A 16,589-nucleotide genomic window follows, 5' to 3' on the forward strand; every position below is an offset into this window, starting at 1 on the left:
TCAAAAGGAGATCAACAAGGAGGTGCGATCTGCTTTTGGCGGGCTGCATAAAAGATTGACGGACGAAGAATATAAAAATTTCTATGAAAATAAATATTACAAAATTATGAATACGTTTGATCAATTTTATAGCTGCCACAGAACAGACCTTAATTATTTGCGTGAAATAGAGAAAAAACTCACTGTGAACAGTCCGGCTTCCTAGCACCCCGATTCTAGAATGGCTTTATCAAGCTTTAAATGGCTTGATAAAGCCATTTTATCATCTTGTGCTTTTTAATGCCTGATATGATAAGCTCGCATTAAATAAAAACGAAAGGAGCCCAATTTAATGAAAAATAAAAGCCTTAACCGAAAAAATCTTGAGCGAGAAGGCTGGACCTATGTTGTTTTTGAAGGAGAGTCCGGAGGAGAATCGGCCGATTGCCCCACCGAGAACCATGGGATAGCTATTTCAGGCGAGCAAAATGCCTCCTCCGCTTTTCCTATTAAAAATGCTGCTACTTTGAATAATGTAGCACAAGTTAGCAAAGATGGGGTTATGATGGCTAACCGTGATAAGAAGTATCTGTACGAGATCACCACAGAAAATGATTTTTTGGCGCGCAACAAAAGCATTGATGCCGCTGACACCGAGATTCTGCCGTACGAAATCAATCACGATGATGGTCAGTTCACAGCACAGCCTTGTGAAAAGGAGTATCTCTACGTTGTTTCGACCGATGAAGCTATGGCAGATTTTATGCAAAATACTCGCGATGGCGATGGGGAGCGGCAATGGCTGCCGGATGAAGATAAACCATGTCGGTCATAACGATTCTCAACAGACAACGTTAATCTGCGACATTTTTCCAGAACTGACACCGGATAATTACGATAGAGCTGGCAGCGGCGCAGGTGGCACTTGTCGATCGAATCCATTTTATAGCAAGCCGAAGCTACCACTAAAAACAACCGATGACAAGCTTTCTCCCTTTGCGCTTGCAAAGCTTTTGCAGCAGGAAATGCCATTCGCTACTATGAACGGGCAGCTATGCTTGTATCGTGCGCCCGCTTTTCGTCTCTATGACGAACGTCGACTCTTGACTGAATGCCGACGACACTTGGGGGATGATATCTTCGGAAGCTACGGATGGCGTAGTATTGCCGACGCTTTTAAAATTCTACCTTCAGATCCCAAGCTTCTGGATCTTTCGGGGTATACCGGTCGAAAGAGGCCGTTGTTTGTATTCCGAAATGGCGTGGTCACGAAGCGGCCTAAAGAGCTTCGCCCTGCTACGCAACAGGATGTCGTATTCGCTTTCTGCGATTGCGATTATCATCACGAACGGCGAAAGGAGCAACAAGGCGTTATGGATGGTTATCTTAATTTCCTTGCTAATGGTGATCAAGAGCTCGTCGAGTTGATTTGGGCCGTAATAGGTGCCGTCATCAGCCAAGATACGACCTTCAAGAAGGCATTTTTCTTCTTTGGTCTGACCCAAACGGGAAAAAGCGTACTCGGCAAACTGCTGAGTATGCTTATAGGAGAGGATTATCTTACCTCAATTCCCCTTTCGCGTTTTGGACAAACCTTTCAGCTGAGCGAAATGCAAGGCAAGCTGGCAAACATCATGATGGATGATTCTTCGAATCGCCTTCAGGATACCAGTATTTTTAAATCGCTTACCAGCGCAGGACTTGACAGCATCAACGCCTCTGTTAAGTATGGCCGTGATGTGCGCTTGCGGGCGGATACGATTAAACTTATTTTTGGTTTTAATACGTTGCCCGAATTGAGTACGAGAGAGGATTTAGAACCTTTTTTTGAGCGGGTAATCATTATCCCCTGCATAAATCAGGTGCCTAAAGAAAAACGGGACGAGCATCTGATTGACAAGCTCTTGGCGGAAAAAGATTACATCCTGTTTCGTGCAATGAAGACTTTTCTTGGGGTAAAAGAAAACAACAATGTATTTCCTCACTCTTCAGCCAGTGAGTCTGCCTTGCAAGAATACAAGAGCAAATATTTTTGCAGTGCGGCCAGAATGATGAGTGTTGACCAGTGTGTCAGAGATTTCGTCAAGCAGCGTTGCGTATTGGATCCTGCCATGCGCATCCACGGAGCGAGCCTCTATGAAGCCTACCGCAACTTTGCGTATGAATGCGATTATCCGTTTTTCAACCCAGAGACGATTTCGATATGTATCAGATCGCTTTTTCAGTTGGAAAAGAGCAAATTCCGGCTTAACGGATCTCCGCTACATGGCCTTATTGGTATAGGCCTTGTTGAACGCCCGAGCGACAATTAGACACAACTTAAATGATAAATATATATTATTCCTTTGAAAGCCTTAAGGACTATATTCAATCATTTTATATCCGTCCGTATATTTATCAAAATCAGAAAAATACTATCTATAGAGTTTTTGGAAGGAGGGCAGTATGCCTTTGGAAATAACAATAAACAAGCAGGCTAAAATCGTTCAGGTATGGCTGAACAACGCAGAGCAGCAGGATGCTGCCCTGCGCGAAAGCCTGAAGCCGCTTTACAATCAATACAGAACGCAAAAGTATCTGGTTGCCGTGATGACATCCGGCAACCGCAATCTGGGCAACGCCACCAGTGACCTGCTATGCCACAACCGAAAGCACCTTGCTCGGCTGGAAATCGAGCGGGACAAGCAGTCTGACAATGCCATTGCGGTATAAAAAACAAAGGCTTGGACAACGATTTTATGTATTGTCCAAGCCTTTGTTTTTATCCTACTGCGCTCATTTTTTTACAGACATTTGCTATTGGATTGCGCTTATGATACAATGTCGTTATATGATAAGAATAATAAGGTGATTGTATTGATAGAACGTTTTGACATAGCAGGCTACTGCCGAATCTCTGTCGATGAGGAACTTGACCGCGACAATACCTCCATTGAAAACCAGAAAGCGATTATCGCGGATTTTGTCAGGCAGCGCTTCCCAAACAGCACCCTGACATTTTACGAAGACCGTGACCGTTCAGGTTACACATTTGAACAGCGCGAGGGTTATCAGTTGATGCGCCGCGAGCTGGTCAGCCACCAGCGGGATATTCTCATCGTCAAAGATTTCTCACGTTTCTCGCGTCGTAACAGCCGCGGGCTTGTTGAGCTTGAAGACTTGCGCGACGCAGGTGTGCGCATCATTTCTATCGGCGACGGCATTGACTTTCCAAATGACGACGACTGGCTGAAAATCCAGTTCCAGTTTTTAATTAACGAAATGCCGGTCACCGACACTAGCAAAAAGGTGCGTTCAGTAGTTCGCCGCAGACAGGCGGATGGCAAGTGGATTTGCGCCGCGCCATACGGCTATATTATAGACAAGACGCAGAATTTTTCTATAGTCCCAGAAGAAGCTGCCATTATACAACAAATATTCGAGCTTTACAATCAAGGTTGGGGTTATCGCAAAATCGCCAATCACCTGACCGAGTTGGGCATCCCTACCCCTCGCATGTCCGAAAAAAATCGTAAAGAAGCTGTTGGCGAAGAATGCCGCCGTGAAGTCAAAAGCGCGTGGAGCATCATCACGATACAGGGCATCTTGGATAACGACTTCTACATCGGTACGCTGCGCCAGGGTAAATTCACCCGCAAAAAGATCAACGGCTCGGACTTAAAGCGCGATCGCGACGAACACGTCGTATTTGAAAACCACCATGAGCCGATTGTTGACTACCGCACATTCGCCACGACGCAGGAGCTTCGCAAAAAACGCACCACCTCTAATTACCGTGGCGTGAAGATCAACGACAACATCTATTCAGGCTTTCTGGTCTGCGGCGACTGCGGCTCGCCGATGTTTGCCATGAGCCGATCCGACCTGCGTGATGCCTATCGCTGCGGGGCCTATCACCGCCGGGGGCTTTCCGCCTGCACAAGCCACCACATCCGCGTGGATATGCTAGATGAGGTCATACGCGGTTATATTCGCAAGGTTAAAGAAAACTCCGCCGATATGATAGAGCGCCTAAACGCCGATATCGAAAAAGAGGCCGCCGATATTTCCGAAAGCGAGCAGTCGGCCGAAAATCTCGAAAAGGTACTCGCAGAACTTCAAGAGGAACTGAAAGCCACCAAGCGTCAGCGCATCCGCGACATTATGAAGCACCCCGAGCGAGAAACACTCCTCGAAGAAACCTACGACGAGATGGAAAACGATTTGATGCAGCGCATCGCGGGGCTGCAAAGCCAGATTACGCTGACCGTGGATCGGCGCAATACCATCATCCGCGTCAACCGAATCGCCAAAACGGCCATCGACGTGTTTGAGGATATCTTAAACAAGCCTGCACTCGAGCGCACCGACTTAGAGCTAATTATCGAAAAGATTCTCGTGTATGAAGATCATATTGAGGTCTTGCTAAAAGCGGATATTGATTCTATTATAAAAAGCGGTATGCCACAGGAACTGCTTACAACAGCGTGCGAAAATAAAACGCCTGTCACAGTGGGGGCCACCGGAAATTTTAATCAAGGCATCATGGATAGCTTAAAGACCCAGGTAGTCCAAGTAAGCGCAAAGCGAAAGGACAAGGTCTATGATGTCAATGTTATCAGTGACGGCGATCCGCTGGAAATTTACACTGATAACGACGGAGAAGTCATTTTTAAAAAGTATTCGCCCATCGGCGAACTAGGGGCTTTTGCCGCCCAATATGCCGAAGTGCTTCAAAAAGCCGGAGGATACCCCGTTGTGGTCTGTGACCGTGACCATGTAATTGCTGTTGCTGGGCTGCCGAAGAAAGAACTTTTAGAGCGGCGTGTTTCCCCCTCACTCGAAGAGCTGATGGAATCCCGCCGAACGCATGCCGTTTCCGGCAGTGAGACAAAAAACTTTCAGCCGGTTGAAGGTATTGACCGCTATGCGCTGGTTGCGGCGCCCATAGTCACTTCGGGCGATGTATGCGGCGCAATTATGTTTATGCTTGGTGATGAGGGCGGCACCGCCACCGATGCCGAAATCAAGCTGATTAATGTCGCTGCCGGCTTCCTTGGTAAGCAGATGGAGGAATAGTTGAATCTCAAAACAGCGCCTGCAAGGCAAGATATGCCTGCAAGCGCTGTTTCTCTTTATTCTAATTTTTTCACGCGTCTAACCGCCTCATATAGCAACGCATTACAAACAGCTGCCGCCACTGTGCTACCGCCACGGCGACCACGGGCAACGATACATGGTATATCGCCCGCCTCAATCACCTGTTTGCTCTCGATGACGTTAACAAAACCCACCGGCGCAGCAATAATCAAATCGGGAGCAGAAACGCCCTCAGCTATCATTTCGTGCAGCCTAAGCAGCGCCGTCGGCGCATTGCCAACCGCAACAATAAGCGGGCGGGGCAGCTCGCCTGTTTTCTCCATACTGACTGCCGCACGTGTAATGCCCCGCTCCTTAGCCTGTTGCGCCACCTGTTCGTCCGCCATAAAGCAGTGCACATCGCCGCCCAGCTTGGCAAGAGCAGTTTTATTCACACCAGCTTTGGCCATATTGGTATCAGTTAGGATATGCGCCCCCCTCATCAGCAATGTTATCGCCTGTTCAGCAGCATTTTGTGAAAAATAAAGTGTTTTGGTATATTCAAAATCGGCGGTGGTGTGTATCACCCTTTTTAGCACCAAAAGTTCCACGGATGAAAAATCGGTTTCGCCCAACTCTTGGGTGATGATCTCGAAACTTCGCCGCTCGATCTCAGCGGGCGGCAGCGCTCTCCAGCCGGTCAAAACTCCACCCCTTCTCTTGCGGGTACGCCTCGATCAAACGGATGTTTGCACTTTTTCATCTCGGTGACATAATCAGCCGCCTGTACTAGCCAGCTCACTGCGTGGTGCCCCGTCATAACCAACTCCAGACTGTTAGATTTTTTCAGTACAACTTTACGCAATGAATCTTCATCCAGCAGGCCGGTTTGTAGCGCGTCGGTGACCTCGTCGAGTATCAACAGGTCACATTTCTGCGCCTGCACCAACGCCATCGCCTGCGCCAAATTGCGCTCGTGAATCGCCTTGGTTTGTGTACGCTCTTCCTCGGTCATGGCGAAGGTAAAGTGTGCCCCAGCTTTGCCGCGCAACACCGTCATGCCGTCGTGGCGCGCCAGTGCCACCAACTCTCCGCAGGGGGTATTCTTTAAAAACTGCAACAACACAACCCGTCTACCGTAACCCAATGCGCGCATAGCCAACCCTAGCGCCGCCGTGGTCTTGCCTTTGCCGTCACCATAATAGAGATGCACCAGCCCTTTGTCCATCAAGCGCCCTCCTCCATAATTTTATAGATGGCCGTCATATCAAAGCTCTCGCGAATGGCTGCGGCTAGAAAATCAAACTGTTGCTCACGGTGCTGAGCGGCGCTAATCTGCTCACCGCCCTCAGCACATAGACCTTTGCGCGCCAGCAAGAGATTTACCAGCGCATTACCCAACCCGCCGTCAAATAACCCGTGTACATAACTGCCAAAGACATTTTCGTAAACTGCACCGTCACCGATGCTGCCTTCTAACACGGTAAATGGTCGCGTTCTACCCCGCAGCTTGGTGTTGCCCATGTGGATTTCGTACCCAAAAAGCTCCGCGCCGGAAAGTGCCTCAAGTTCACCGGTCAGTGTGCTAACCTTGCCGCTGATGCGGGTGCGTACCTTTTCGGGGGAGAACACCGTCTCGGTATCCAGCAGCTCCATGCCGCGCAACTCACCGCCACCTTCCACATTGTAGGGGTCTTTCAAAAGTCTACCCAACATCTGATAACCGCCGCACACACCTGCGACAAGTGTTCCTGAGGCCGCCAGCTTTTTAATCCCCGATTCCAAACCGTTTTGGCGCATCCACAGCAGATCGGCCATCGTGCTTTTGCTGCCAGGCAAAATAACCAGATCAGGACTGCCCAGCTCGTCCGCGGCACCAACATAGCGCAGACCTACCGACGGATGGCGTGCCAGCGCGTCAAAATCGGTAAAATTAGAAATGCGCGGCAACCGTACCACCACAATATCCAGTGGGCAGTGTTCGTTCGGCTGTCGTGAGAACCGGTCGGTCAAGCTGTCCTCATCGTCGATGTCAATGTTCAAATAGGGCAACACACCTAATACCGGAATATCTGTCAGCTCGGCGATCATGTCAATCCCAGACTGCAATATAGCTTTATCTCCGCGGAATTTATTGATAATGACACCTTTTATACGACTACGTTCCTCGGGCTCCAGCAGCGCGATAGTGCCATAGATGCTGGCAAATACGCCGCCGCGGTCAATATCCGCCACCAGTAACACCGGCGCGTCGGCCATCTGCGCCATGCCCATGTTTACAATATCCTCAGCCTTCAAATTAATCTCCGCCGGGCTACCCGCGCCCTCAATGACGACAATATCATTCTCGGCCGCCAGCGATTCATAGGCCTTTTGCACCTCGGGGCGTAGCGTACGCTTATACTTAAAATAATTCATGGCCGACATGTTACCGACCACCTCACCGTTAAGAATCACCTGACTACCCACGTCGGTCGTGGGCTTAAGAAGCACTGGATTCATACGCACATCCGGCTCAAGACCTGCCGCCTGCGCCTGCGTCACTTGTGCGCGACCCATTTCAAGCCCGTCGAGCGTAACATAACTATTAAGTGCCATATTCTGGCTTTTAAAGGGGGCGACGCGATGGCCGTCCTGCATAAAAACGCGGCACAGCCCCGCTGCGACAATGCTTTTTCCCGCATTAGACGTTGTCCCTTGTATCATAATTGGACGTGCTTTTTTCATTGTATCCCCTCCGTGATCTGTTTAATAGCTAAAATCAGTCGGTTGTTTTCCGGCGGCGTTCGAACTGCTACGCGGTACCATCCCTCGCCCAGCCCTTCAAAATTGGCGCAACTGCGAATCAGCACACCCATTTGGCATAGCTTTTCGCCAAACTGGGGCAGTGGACAAAAAAACAAAATATAATTGGTCTCGCTTGTAACGACATGAAAGCCAACGGCAGTCAGCGCAGCCTGAACACGCGGGCGCTCAGCAGCAATCATCATGCGGCTTTCTTTAAGATAATCCCGCTCGCTCAATGCGGCAATGCCCGCGCGCTGTGCCAGCGACGAGACATTCCATGGCGGTCCGACCTCATACAGCCGCTGTATCAGTCCCACATCATTGCACAGGCAATAGCCCAGCCGCACCCCGGCCATACCGTAGATTTTGGTGAACGCCTTGAGCACAACTAGTTTTTTATATTGCAAAAGCATGGGCTTCAGTGTATGAGCTTCAGGCTTTGGTGTAAAGCCGAGAAAGCACTCATCCACCACCAGCCAAATATTATATTTTTCACAACGCGCTAACACTGTCTCTAGCAGTGCAGTATCGATCAACTTGCCCGTCGGGTTATTGGGGTTGCATAAAAACATCACGTCAATGCCGGCGTGTAGCTGCGGCAAAATCGCTTGGGTCAAGGTAAACTCGTCTTCAGGTTGGAGCAGGTGCCGTTCAACCGCACACCCCTGACGACTCAGTGCCAGCTTGTACTCCGCAAAGGTGGGCGCCGGTATCAGCGCATGCTTCGGCTTTAGCGCCAATGCCAACCGATAGATAATTTCTGCCGCACCGGCGGCACAGAAAATCTGATGGGATTTGATGCCCTCGCTGTTCGCAATCGCCGATCGCAAATCCCGACAAATTGGGTCTGGGTAACGGTCAGCGTCGATTGCCGCTTGACAGATCGCCCGACGAACCCCATCGGGTACCCCAAGCGGGTTAACATTTGCGGATAAATCCAGCGGAGCCATCCCATATCGCGCAACAAAGCTTTGGGCATCACCGCCGTGTATCAGCGCGCCGCAACAATCGTCCATAAAACCGGAATCCCCCTTATCAGTATCACCATCAGCAACCCCAGTACCGCCGTGCAAAGCATCAAACGGTTCACGCGGCCAATGTCTTGCCGTTCACAGTCGCGCAGCGCGTCGCCGATGGTCGGCTTTTTCACCAGTTTACCAAAATAGACCGCATTGCCGCCGAGTATGATACCTAGCGCCCCGGCACAGACCGATTCGCTCTGTGCCGAGTTGGGGCTTTTGTGATTATAGCGGTCTCGCTTAAAAATTCGCCAAGCATTTTCGGCGTCAAACCTACAAAGCCACGCCGATGCAATCATCAACAGCGCGGATATGCGCGCGGGGATGTAGTTCATCACATCATCCAGCCGTGCGGAGGCCCGGCCGAAGTAAAGATATTTCTCGTTCTTATAGCCCACCATGCTGTCAAGCGTATTGACCGCTTTATACAATACGCCGAACGGCGCACCGCCGACAGTCAGCCAAAACAAAGGTGCAATGACCCCGTCACAGGTGTTTTCAGCCACCGTTTCCACCGCCGCCCGTATAATATCGGGGCGGTCAAGCGCCGCAGTATCGCGCCCCACCACCTGCGCCACGGCTCGGCGCGCATCGTTGATTTTTGAAGACGCCAGTGCCTTCTCCACCCGTTCCCCCGCCTGCGCCAGCGACCGTGCGGCAAGGCACTGCCAACAGACAAAGCCTGCCAACGTCAGGCGTACGGCTGGGTGGATCAACCCACTAAGCCACAGCACCAGATGACATACCCCAAAAGAAACAAGCGGGACACCGATAGCCAAAACTGTTCCCGCTGCCAGCTCTCCGTTAGGGGTTTTAAAAAACGCTTTGCGCAACCCGCGTTCAAAACGGGTAATGATTTTACCGATGCCCACCACAAGGTGGGGTATAAAAACTGGATCACCAAAAAGCCAATCCAACCCAAATCCCAATAGAATTGCCGTCAAGACCGCCATACGCCCTCATTCCCCCTTGATGACAGTTCCAATGCCACACTGTACCCGGATGACTTTGTCAGCCTCGCGCGCCAACATACAGCAGACCCGGCCCACCGTTTCACGCCACGTCCGTTCGTGGTCGTCCATCGGCACCACGCCGCAGCCAACCTCGTTGCAGATAATCACCTGCTTTTGGCGCAAGGCGGGCAAAATGATCTCGTAATCAGCGCATTCTTGCAGCAACGCTTGAAGGTCATAAAGCACTGGGGCACCGTGTAGTTGATTAGACATATGTTTTAAGTCATAACCCAAATATGTAGCGGCATAATTACGCTTGCCACAGTGCGCCCCGCCGATAATCAAAATCATAGCCAGCCCCCCTTTTGGCTAATCACTAACATACCCAGACAGAGCAGCTCGCAAAGCTGTAAAAACCAACCCGCTAAGTCGCCCCGCATGCCACCGAATTCCTTTTTAGCCACATGCACTAACCACCAATAACAGCCCATCGCCGTCTGTAGAATCCACGAGCCACCTGCAAGCGAAACGGTCAGCATCACCGCTAAACAGGCCGCCAGTAAAATAAAAAGCACCCCGGAAACCGCCCTCTTATTGGCGGCATCGGCAAAGCTATGCAGTGTCCCCGCCCCGCCCTCACACGGGAGGCTGATCACTGCAAAGGCGCTAAGCACACGGCTTAAAACCGGTATGCACATCAACAGTAACAGCGCAGGGCGAGATAGTACCAGCGTATAGCAGAGCGAAAAATACAATAGTAGATAGCACATTAGCCCGATGACCGCAAACGCACCCGTGTGCGGATCTTTTAAAATCTCACATTTACGTTTCGGGTCAGCGTGGCTAGAAAGTGCATCAACCGTATCGCAAAAACCATCAAGATGAATGCCCCCTGTAACACCGATGGGTAGCAGCGTCAGACCGCAGGCGGTGAGTACTCCGCCCAGATCGAGCCATCGACAAACGACGACCCAGCCAAAAAGCAGTAGCCCAATCACCGCACCCACCAGCGGGAACCCCACCATCATATAACGCATGTTTCGTGCGTTCCAACTCACCTTTGGGACGGGCAGGCGCGAAAACATGGCAAATGCCAGCGCGATAGACCTCAGAATCGTCATGTTGTCGCCCCTTTCAATACAATCGGGATGCCGCACACCACCTCGACAACCGCATCAAACTGTGCAGCCAGCATCGCGTTGCAACAGCCAAGCAGCGTGAGATAGCGCTCGGTATCCGCGTCATAGGTGATGCCGTCGGAAAAAACGTCGTTGGTCACCACCACCAGGTGGCGGCATCGGCCTGCGAGAAACTTCATGCCATCGAGAATGGCATTTTCGGCCTCTTCTTTTGCACCGTCAGGCGAAAACAGTTCATTCGCCACCAGATTTCCCAAACATTCCAACAAAACCGAACAGCCGTCGGGCAGTTCAGCGTCGGTCAAATCGCCCAGCGCGGTGAACCGCTCCAGCGTCTCGAAACCCTTCCTTGCACGCAAACTGCGGTGGCGTTTGATGCGCTGCTGAGCCTCTTGCCCAAAGGGCTGCATTGTCGCGATATAAAGCTTTTTTTTGGCACTTACGAGCAGCGACTCGGCATATTCGCTCTTGCCGCTGGCGGCGCCGCCAATCACAAGCGTTGTCATTTAGCCACGACGCTTTCTTTGTGCTCGTCGAGTGACTTATAGGCATCCATGCCGATCTGTTCAAAGGTCGCCATATTTTTATAAACCTCCAGCGCCATATCCACCATCGGGACGGCGCAAACCGCCCCCGTACCCTCTCCGAGACGCATTTCGGCCGTAATCATCGGTTTTAACCCGATAGCGCCCAGAATCATAGCGGCGGCTGGCTCGGAAGAAACGTGGGTCGCCAGCATTGCCTGCACAGAATTGGGGCAAAGCCGCGCAGCCAAGAGCGCCGCCACCGAACTGATAAATCCATCAATAAGTATTGGAACCCGGTAAAGCGCACCGCCTAAGAAAACACCGGTCAGTCCCGCAATATCCAGCCCGCCCAGTGTTCGAAGCACACCAAACGGATCTTCGGAATCCGGTGCGTGCAGCCGAACCGCGCCTTGAATCACCCGGATCTTTTTGCGCATGGCCTGATCACACAGTCCCGCCCCACGCCCGGTGACCTTTGTAACCGCCTTACCTAGCAGCACCGCCGAGACAGCGCTGGCCGTGGTGGTGTTGCCGATACCCATTTCGCCGGTAGCCAGCAGTTGATAGCCTTGCTGCTTGCAGCGGCGCACCAGTTTCATACCACGCCGGATGGCCTGCTCGGCTTCATCCGCTGTCATCGCGGCCTCTTGGGCAAAGTTTTTGGTACCACGCGCTACAGCATAATCTAGAATCCCCTTGGAATCGGGCGGTTGATTCATTCCCATATCCACCGCGAAAACATCCATGCCAGCCCGTTTTGCCATATAGCGGATACAAGCATGTCCCTGCGCAATGTTCTTGGCCACCAAAGTGGTAATTTCGCTACCGGTCTGGGTGACACCCTCAGCAACAACGCCGTTATCGGCACAGAGCACAAGCACCGCACGATGCTGGATGGTCGGTAGGTCGCTGCCGGTGAGCGCCGCTATTTTAATAACGGCCTCTTCAAGTAGACCTAAGCTGCCGATCGGTTTAGCGATCGCATTCCAACGTGCGCGGCAAAGCTGCGCCACAGATAGGTCGGGAGGCTTAATTTGCCGGTTAAGTTCTTGAAAATCCATATTTTTCTCCATAAGCGGCCGCGGCAGCTAAAAAATTCTTGGCCGCCATGATGTTCCCCTGCAAATAAAGATGTGGAAAGCCCGCAAAAAGGCTCGATGTGGCATGAACGGCATCCCATGCGCGGCCGTCGGGTTTAATAGCCTTAAAGTCCTCGCCACAGCTGTCACTCTGCCAATAGTGAAATTCATGCGCGCTAAGCGTTTCCCCTGCTCGACACAACAAATTGTCGCGCCTGGCCGTCAGCGTGATATAGCCAAAATGTCCCAGTCGGGTACCGGCGATTGCCGTCCCCTCTATGACGCCCACCATCGGATAAAAAGCACCCTTATCATCCTGCATCTGCGCGTGCAGGTATAAGAACCCGCCACACTCGGCAAGGCAGGGCATGCCGTCAGCAATTGCATTCCGTACACTTTGCAACATGGCGCAGTTTTGTGAAAGTTGCCCGGCATAGAGTTCAGGGTAGCCCCCGCCCAGATAAAGCGCCTGTGCTTTTGGGGGCAACTGAGCATCTTGAAGCGGTGAAAAAAACATAAGCTCGACGCCCAACGCTTCAAACAGCGCCAACGTCTCATCATAATAAAAGCAAAAGGCGTCGTCGCGCGCGACGGCAAGACGCACACGATTTGGTGCCGGCATAACGACCTGCGACGCCCATTCCAGCGGCGGTGCGGTTTGCGCCAGCTGTAAAAGCCCTAGCAGGTCAATACTCTGTGCCGCAGCCTCGCCCAACCGGTCAAGCTTTAGTGATAGGTCAGCAATCTCATCCGCCGTCACCAGCCCCAAATGCCGGCTTTGCAGCGTACATTGTGGCAGATCGGGCAAGAAGCCCAGCACCGACAAGCCGGTCTCTTTTGTGATGATAGGAGCTACACGGTCATAAAGTGTTTGTGTGCAGCGGTTTAAAACAACACCTGCCAAATGCGAAGGGCTGCGCAGGTTGTTAAATCCATGTACGGTAGCTGCCAATGAGAGCGCTGCCCCTTTGGCCGAAAGCAACAAAACCACCGGCGTATGGGTCGCTTTTGCCAGAGCATAGGCACTGGCTTCATCTGTGATGCCTACACCGTCATAATAACCCATGGCACCCTCTATCAACGCCAGATCGCCGCTGCTGCCGCACTCAGCCAACAACCGAACCGCCGTCGGTGCATCAGAGAGAAAAAGATCGAGGTTGTAGCTGGGAAGCCCCAATACACGACGGTGGAACATCGGGTCAATGTAATCCGGCCCACTTTTAAAGGCGACCGGTCGTTTACCCGCCAGTTGAAAAGCTCGCAGCAGCGCAAGCGTTAAAGTCGTTTTGCCCTGCCCGCTTGAAGGAGCCGCCAACAACAGGCGCGGCAACTTTTTAAGCATTCCGACCACCCCCGCTGATAATGTAAACCGGGTTTTGCGCCGCTAGAATATGATAACGCCCCAGCGGTTCGGCACGGCTGACCGCGACCTGCACCACCTCGGAATTTGGAAGGTTCAATTCATTGAAAAGCTCAACCGCCTCGGCGATTGTTTCAAGTGTCACGGCGGTAACCACTAAGCGCACCTGTGGATTTTTCTCGCGCAGCAGCGCGATAATCTTGCGGAGTCTACCGCTGCTGCCGCCGATAAATGCTACGTCGGGGACAGGTAACGTCTGCAGTGCTTCAGGCGCCGCACCCTCAATGCAGGTAAGATTAAACGCGCCTAGCTGCTTAGCGTTTTCAGCCGTCAGACGGCAACCCTCGGGCTTTTGCTCAATCGCGTATACCCGTCCGCTGTCGAGCATCAACGCCGCTTCCACCGCGACCGATCCGGTGCCTGAACCGATGTCATAGACGATATCTCCACCACACAGCCGCAACTTTGAGAGCGCCACGGCGCGCACCTCGCTTTTAGTCATCGGAATATCCCCTCGTGTAAATGCCGTATCCGGCAGGCCGAAGCCCACCTGTCTCCTCGGCGCAGGGTTTTGCACCAGTAACACCGAGAGCGACGAAAATTGCCGCCGCGCCAGTTCTTCCACCGTCGCGCTTATAATCTGCTGTTCTTCACCGCCTAAGTCACTGCCAATGAAGGCGTTCAGCGCACCAAAACCGCTTTCAGCGAGTGCGCGGCATAGCACGTCGGGCGTCTGCATGCCCCCGGTGAGAAAGAAGCACTCGGCATGGCGCGAAACCTCATGTGCCGCGTTGCAGTCCACACCATGCGCTGAGCAAAGTCGCCAGCTCTGCCACGGCAATTGCAATGCTGACGAAAGCGCCTGTACGCTCGATATGCCCGGTAGCACTGTCACCTCATGGTCATCCAACAGCGGTAACAACCGTTTGGTACCGCTGTAAAAACCGCTGTCCCCACTCATCAGCACACAGGCCGAATCGACACTGGCTGTATTTATAGCGGCGGCAATTTCCTCAGCATTGATGGCGGCAATACCGCGCGGCGCATCAATGCCCGCACTTTTAAGCAACCTCGGTGCACCGAGAACCAGCCCAGCGACATCCAAAGCCTGCTGCGTTGCAGGCAGACAGCTCTGCTTGGTGCCTGCGCCATAGCCTGCAATTGCCACCTTCATGCCTTATCCCCCTTGAAAACAAATTAATTCACCCTCAAAAAATCCGTCAGTTTTATTTTGAGCTGTTCAAGCGTGGCGCCTGTATCTTCGGGTCGCCTGACCAGAATCGTTTTGACATTGCATGCGCTGGCCGCAGCCAGCTTTTCGGGGAATCCCCCAGCTGCGCCACCGTCCTTAGTGACGAGCATTGAAATGCCAAGCTGCTCAAACAGCGCCATGTTTAGCGCCTGAGAGAACGGTCCCTGCATGGCGATAATATGGCTTTGCAAAAAGCCTAACGAAACACACTGCGCAATCGCCTCCACCATCGGCAGCACGCGGGGGTAGCAACGTTCGGCAAAGTTTGTCACCTGCGTGTATTCCGCCAATTCCTTTGACCCAGTGGCGATAAGTACCCTTCCGGTGCTTTGATTGAGCAATTCTGCCGCACGCGCCACCGACGAAACGACAACACACCCCTGCTCATCACTGGAGGGGCGCAATAGCCTAAAGTAAGCAAGCCCGATTTGCTGCGCCGCCGCCCGGATATTGTACGTGACCTCTTTGGCGTAGGGGTGTGTGGCATCTATCACACAGTCAAAGTGCTTGTCTTGCATCAACATCGTCATTTGGGCAATATTCAGTCGCCCGACCCGGATCACCAATTTCTCGTCACATGGCAAAAGCGTTTTAGCATAATTACTGGCAACGCAAAGCGTAGCCTGTATATCGAGCTGAAACAGCCATTCCAGTAGCGGATGGCTGTCCGCTGTGCCACCAAAAATTAATACCCGCTTCATTGCTTCGCCTCATAGCCGCGCAGTGTTACCATTTTGCCGCCGATATTCATCGTTTTGCTGTTTCCGATGAATACGGTGCAAAACATGCCCGCCGAAAAATCGCGCAGCGCTGACAGCGACATCAGCCGGGTTGATTCACCCTCTCGCCCGATGTTTTCAGCCACGCCGCACAGCGTATCAGCGCCGCGGTATTTCAGCAGAATATCGCAGGCGCGCCGCAGATGGTCGGTGCGTTTTTTGCTACCGGGGTTATATAGCACCACCGCAAAGTCGCCCTCGCCCACACCATGCAGGCGCTTTTCAATGACATCCCAGTCCACCAGCAAGTCCGAAAGCGAGACGACAGCATAATCTTGCATCAGCGGTGCACCCAAAAGTGCTGCACCACTCTGTGCCGCCGTCACGCCTGGAATAACCTCCAGTTCGACCGACCCAAATTGATCCCAAAGCTCATATAGCAGGCCCGCCATGCCGTAAACGCCCGCATCACCGCTGCACACCATGGTAACGTTCTGGTCTTCTGCCGCTTTAAGCGCTGCACGGCAGCGTTCAATCTCACTTTTCATCGGCGTTGAAAAGTAACTTTTATTCGGAAAAAGTGGCCGCACCAGCTCGACATACGCCGTGTAACCGCAAATTAAATCGCAGGTTGCCAATGCAGCATGCGCCGCACCCGTCATGCCCTCGGAATGTCCGGGGCCGATGCCCACAACAGATAGCTTCATAAATGCTCTC

17 protein-coding genes are annotated in these 16,589 nt (G+C 52.2%); 4 read left to right on the forward strand and 13 right to left on the reverse strand.

Features of this window, described 5'->3' with window-relative positions; translation table 11 throughout:
• Positions 1-331: 331 nt before the first annotated feature.
• From RBH76_05920 to RBH76_05935, 4 genes are all read left to right on the forward strand, one after another.
• Entirely contained in the window at positions 332-814 is a 483-nt protein-coding gene (locus RBH76_05920) for a hypothetical protein (GenBank protein WMJ84953.1), read from the forward strand.
• Positions 711-2,291, forward strand: coding sequence for a phage/plasmid primase, P4 family (locus RBH76_05925; GenBank protein ID WMJ84954.1), 1,581 nt, complete (start codon positions 711-713; stop codon positions 2,289-2,291). The genes RBH76_05920 and RBH76_05925 overlap by 104 nt, the downstream gene beginning before the upstream one ends.
• A 133-nt stretch (positions 2,292-2,424) precedes the next feature.
• Positions 2,425-2,691 carry a hypothetical protein gene (locus RBH76_05930; GenBank protein ID WMJ84955.1) on the forward strand — a complete coding sequence of 89 codons (267 nt, stop codon included), beginning with the start codon at positions 2,425-2,427 and terminating at the stop codon, positions 2,689-2,691.
• A gap of 144 nt (positions 2,692-2,835) precedes the next feature.
• Positions 2,836-5,037 (forward strand): stage V sporulation T C-terminal domain-containing protein, encoded by a 2,202-nt coding sequence (locus tag RBH76_05935; GenBank protein WMJ84956.1) that lies wholly within the window; start codon positions 2,836-2,838, stop codon positions 5,035-5,037.
• A 56-nt stretch (positions 5,038-5,093) separates the two neighbouring features.
• Here RBH76_05935 and RBH76_05940 read toward each other — a convergent pair whose 3' ends face one another.
• From RBH76_05940 to cobJ, 13 genes are read right to left on the reverse strand one after another with little or no spacing between them, the layout of a single operon-like run.
• Entirely contained in the window at positions 5,094-5,741 is a 648-nt protein-coding gene (locus RBH76_05940; GenBank protein ID WMJ84957.1) for a precorrin-8X methylmutase, read from the reverse strand.
• Positions 5,738-6,265, reverse strand: a complete 528-nt coding sequence (locus RBH76_05945) for a cob(I)yrinic acid a,c-diamide adenosyltransferase (protein ID WMJ84958.1) — start codon at positions 6,263-6,265, stop codon at positions 5,738-5,740. Before RBH76_05945 ends, RBH76_05940 begins: the two co-directional genes overlap by 4 nt.
• Positions 6,265-7,764 (reverse strand): cobyric acid synthase, encoded by a 1,500-nt coding sequence (locus RBH76_05950; GenBank protein WMJ84959.1) that lies wholly within the window; start codon positions 7,762-7,764, stop codon positions 6,265-6,267. The genes RBH76_05945 and RBH76_05950 overlap by 1 nt, the downstream gene beginning before the upstream one ends.
• Complete coding sequence (gene cobD, locus RBH76_05955; protein ID WMJ84960.1) at positions 7,761-8,840, reverse strand: threonine-phosphate decarboxylase CobD; 1,080 nt, start codon at positions 8,838-8,840, stop codon at positions 7,761-7,763. The genes RBH76_05950 and cobD overlap by 4 nt, the downstream gene beginning before the upstream one ends.
• Entirely contained in the window at positions 8,816-9,796 is a 981-nt protein-coding gene (gene cbiB, locus RBH76_05960) for an adenosylcobinamide-phosphate synthase CbiB (GenBank protein ID WMJ84961.1), read from the reverse strand. Before cbiB ends, cobD begins: the two co-directional genes overlap by 25 nt.
• Before the next feature lie 6 nt (positions 9,797-9,802).
• Entirely contained in the window at positions 9,803-10,147 is a 345-nt protein-coding gene (locus RBH76_05965) for a bifunctional adenosylcobinamide kinase/adenosylcobinamide-phosphate guanylyltransferase (GenBank protein ID WMJ84962.1), read from the reverse strand.
• Positions 10,144-10,917 carry an adenosylcobinamide-GDP ribazoletransferase gene (locus RBH76_05970; protein WMJ84963.1) on the reverse strand — a complete coding sequence of 258 codons (774 nt, stop codon included), beginning with the start codon at positions 10,915-10,917 and terminating at the stop codon, positions 10,144-10,146. Before RBH76_05970 ends, RBH76_05965 begins: the two co-directional genes overlap by 4 nt.
• Positions 10,914-11,441: a bifunctional adenosylcobinamide kinase/adenosylcobinamide-phosphate guanylyltransferase gene (locus RBH76_05975; GenBank protein WMJ84964.1), complete on the reverse strand. Its 528-nt coding sequence runs from the start codon at positions 11,439-11,441 to the stop codon at positions 10,914-10,916. Before RBH76_05975 ends, RBH76_05970 begins: the two co-directional genes overlap by 4 nt.
• Positions 11,438-12,523 carry a nicotinate-nucleotide--dimethylbenzimidazole phosphoribosyltransferase gene (gene cobT / locus RBH76_05980; protein ID WMJ84965.1) on the reverse strand — a complete coding sequence of 362 codons (1,086 nt, stop codon included), beginning with the start codon at positions 12,521-12,523 and terminating at the stop codon, positions 11,438-11,440. The genes RBH76_05975 and cobT overlap by 4 nt, the downstream gene beginning before the upstream one ends.
• A complete protein-coding gene (locus RBH76_05985) occupies positions 12,504-13,883 on the reverse strand; it encodes a cobyrinate a,c-diamide synthase (GenBank protein WMJ84966.1) in 1,380 nt (459 codons plus the stop codon). Before RBH76_05985 ends, cobT begins: the two co-directional genes overlap by 20 nt.
• Positions 13,876-15,075 carry a precorrin-6y C5,15-methyltransferase (decarboxylating) subunit CbiE gene (gene cbiE / locus RBH76_05990; protein ID WMJ84967.1) on the reverse strand — a complete coding sequence of 400 codons (1,200 nt, stop codon included), beginning with the start codon at positions 15,073-15,075 and terminating at the stop codon, positions 13,876-13,878. Before cbiE ends, RBH76_05985 begins: the two co-directional genes overlap by 8 nt.
• Positions 15,076-15,098: 23 nt before the next feature.
• The gene (cobK, locus tag RBH76_05995; protein WMJ84968.1) at positions 15,099-15,854 is read right to left on the reverse strand and encodes a precorrin-6A reductase; all 756 of its coding nucleotides are present in this window, start codon (positions 15,852-15,854) and stop codon (positions 15,099-15,101) included.
• Entirely contained in the window at positions 15,851-16,579 is a 729-nt protein-coding gene (cobJ, locus tag RBH76_06000; GenBank protein WMJ84969.1) for a precorrin-3B C(17)-methyltransferase, read from the reverse strand. Before cobJ ends, cobK begins: the two co-directional genes overlap by 4 nt.
• Between the last annotated feature and the right edge of the window lie 10 nt (positions 16,580-16,589).

The sequence above is a fragment of the Oscillospiraceae bacterium MB24-C1 genome (assembly GCA_030913685.1).
Lineage (GTDB): Bacteria > Bacillota > Clostridia > Oscillospirales > Ruminococcaceae > Yanshouia.

Bases quoted from the DNA above. Each gene is read 5' to 3' on its own strand.
- cbiB (WMJ84961.1), bottom strand. From the start codon at position 9,796: ATGGCGGTCTTGACGGCAATTCTATTGGGATTTGGGTTGGATTGGCTT.
- RBH76_05985 (WMJ84966.1), bottom strand. From the start codon at position 13,883: ATGCTTAAAAAGTTGCCGCGCCTGTTGTTGGCGGCTCCTTCAAGCGGG.
- RBH76_05920 (WMJ84953.1), top strand. From the start codon at position 332: ATGAAAAATAAAAGCCTTAACCGAAAAAATCTTGAGCGAGAAGGCTGG.
- RBH76_05975 (WMJ84964.1), bottom strand. From the start codon at position 11,441: ATGACAACGCTTGTGATTGGCGGCGCCGCCAGCGGCAAGAGCGAATAT.
- cobD (WMJ84960.1), bottom strand. From the start codon at position 8,840: ATGGACGATTGTTGCGGCGCGCTGATACACGGCGGTGATGCCCAAAGC.
- RBH76_05945 (WMJ84958.1), bottom strand. From the start codon at position 6,265: ATGGACAAAGGGCTGGTGCATCTCTATTATGGTGACGGCAAAGGCAAG.
- cobT (WMJ84965.1), bottom strand. From the start codon at position 12,523: ATGGATTTTCAAGAACTTAACCGGCAAATTAAGCCTCCCGACCTATCT.
- cobJ (WMJ84969.1), bottom strand. From the start codon at position 16,579: ATGAAGCTATCTGTTGTGGGCATCGGCCCCGGACATTCCGAGGGCATG.
- RBH76_05970 (WMJ84963.1), bottom strand. From the start codon at position 10,917: ATGACGATTCTGAGGTCTATCGCGCTGGCATTTGCCATGTTTTCGCGC.
- RBH76_05930 (WMJ84955.1), top strand. From the start codon at position 2,425: ATGCCTTTGGAAATAACAATAAACAAGCAGGCTAAAATCGTTCAGGTA.
- RBH76_05950 (WMJ84959.1), bottom strand. From the start codon at position 7,764: ATGAAAAAAGCACGTCCAATTATGATACAAGGGACAACGTCTAATGCG.
- cbiE (WMJ84967.1), bottom strand. From the start codon at position 15,075: ATGAAGGTGGCAATTGCAGGCTATGGCGCAGGCACCAAGCAGAGCTGT.
- cobK (WMJ84968.1), bottom strand. From the start codon at position 15,854: ATGAAGCGGGTATTAATTTTTGGTGGCACAGCGGACAGCCATCCGCTA.
- RBH76_05965 (WMJ84962.1), bottom strand. From the start codon at position 10,147: ATGATTTTGATTATCGGCGGGGCGCACTGTGGCAAGCGTAATTATGCC.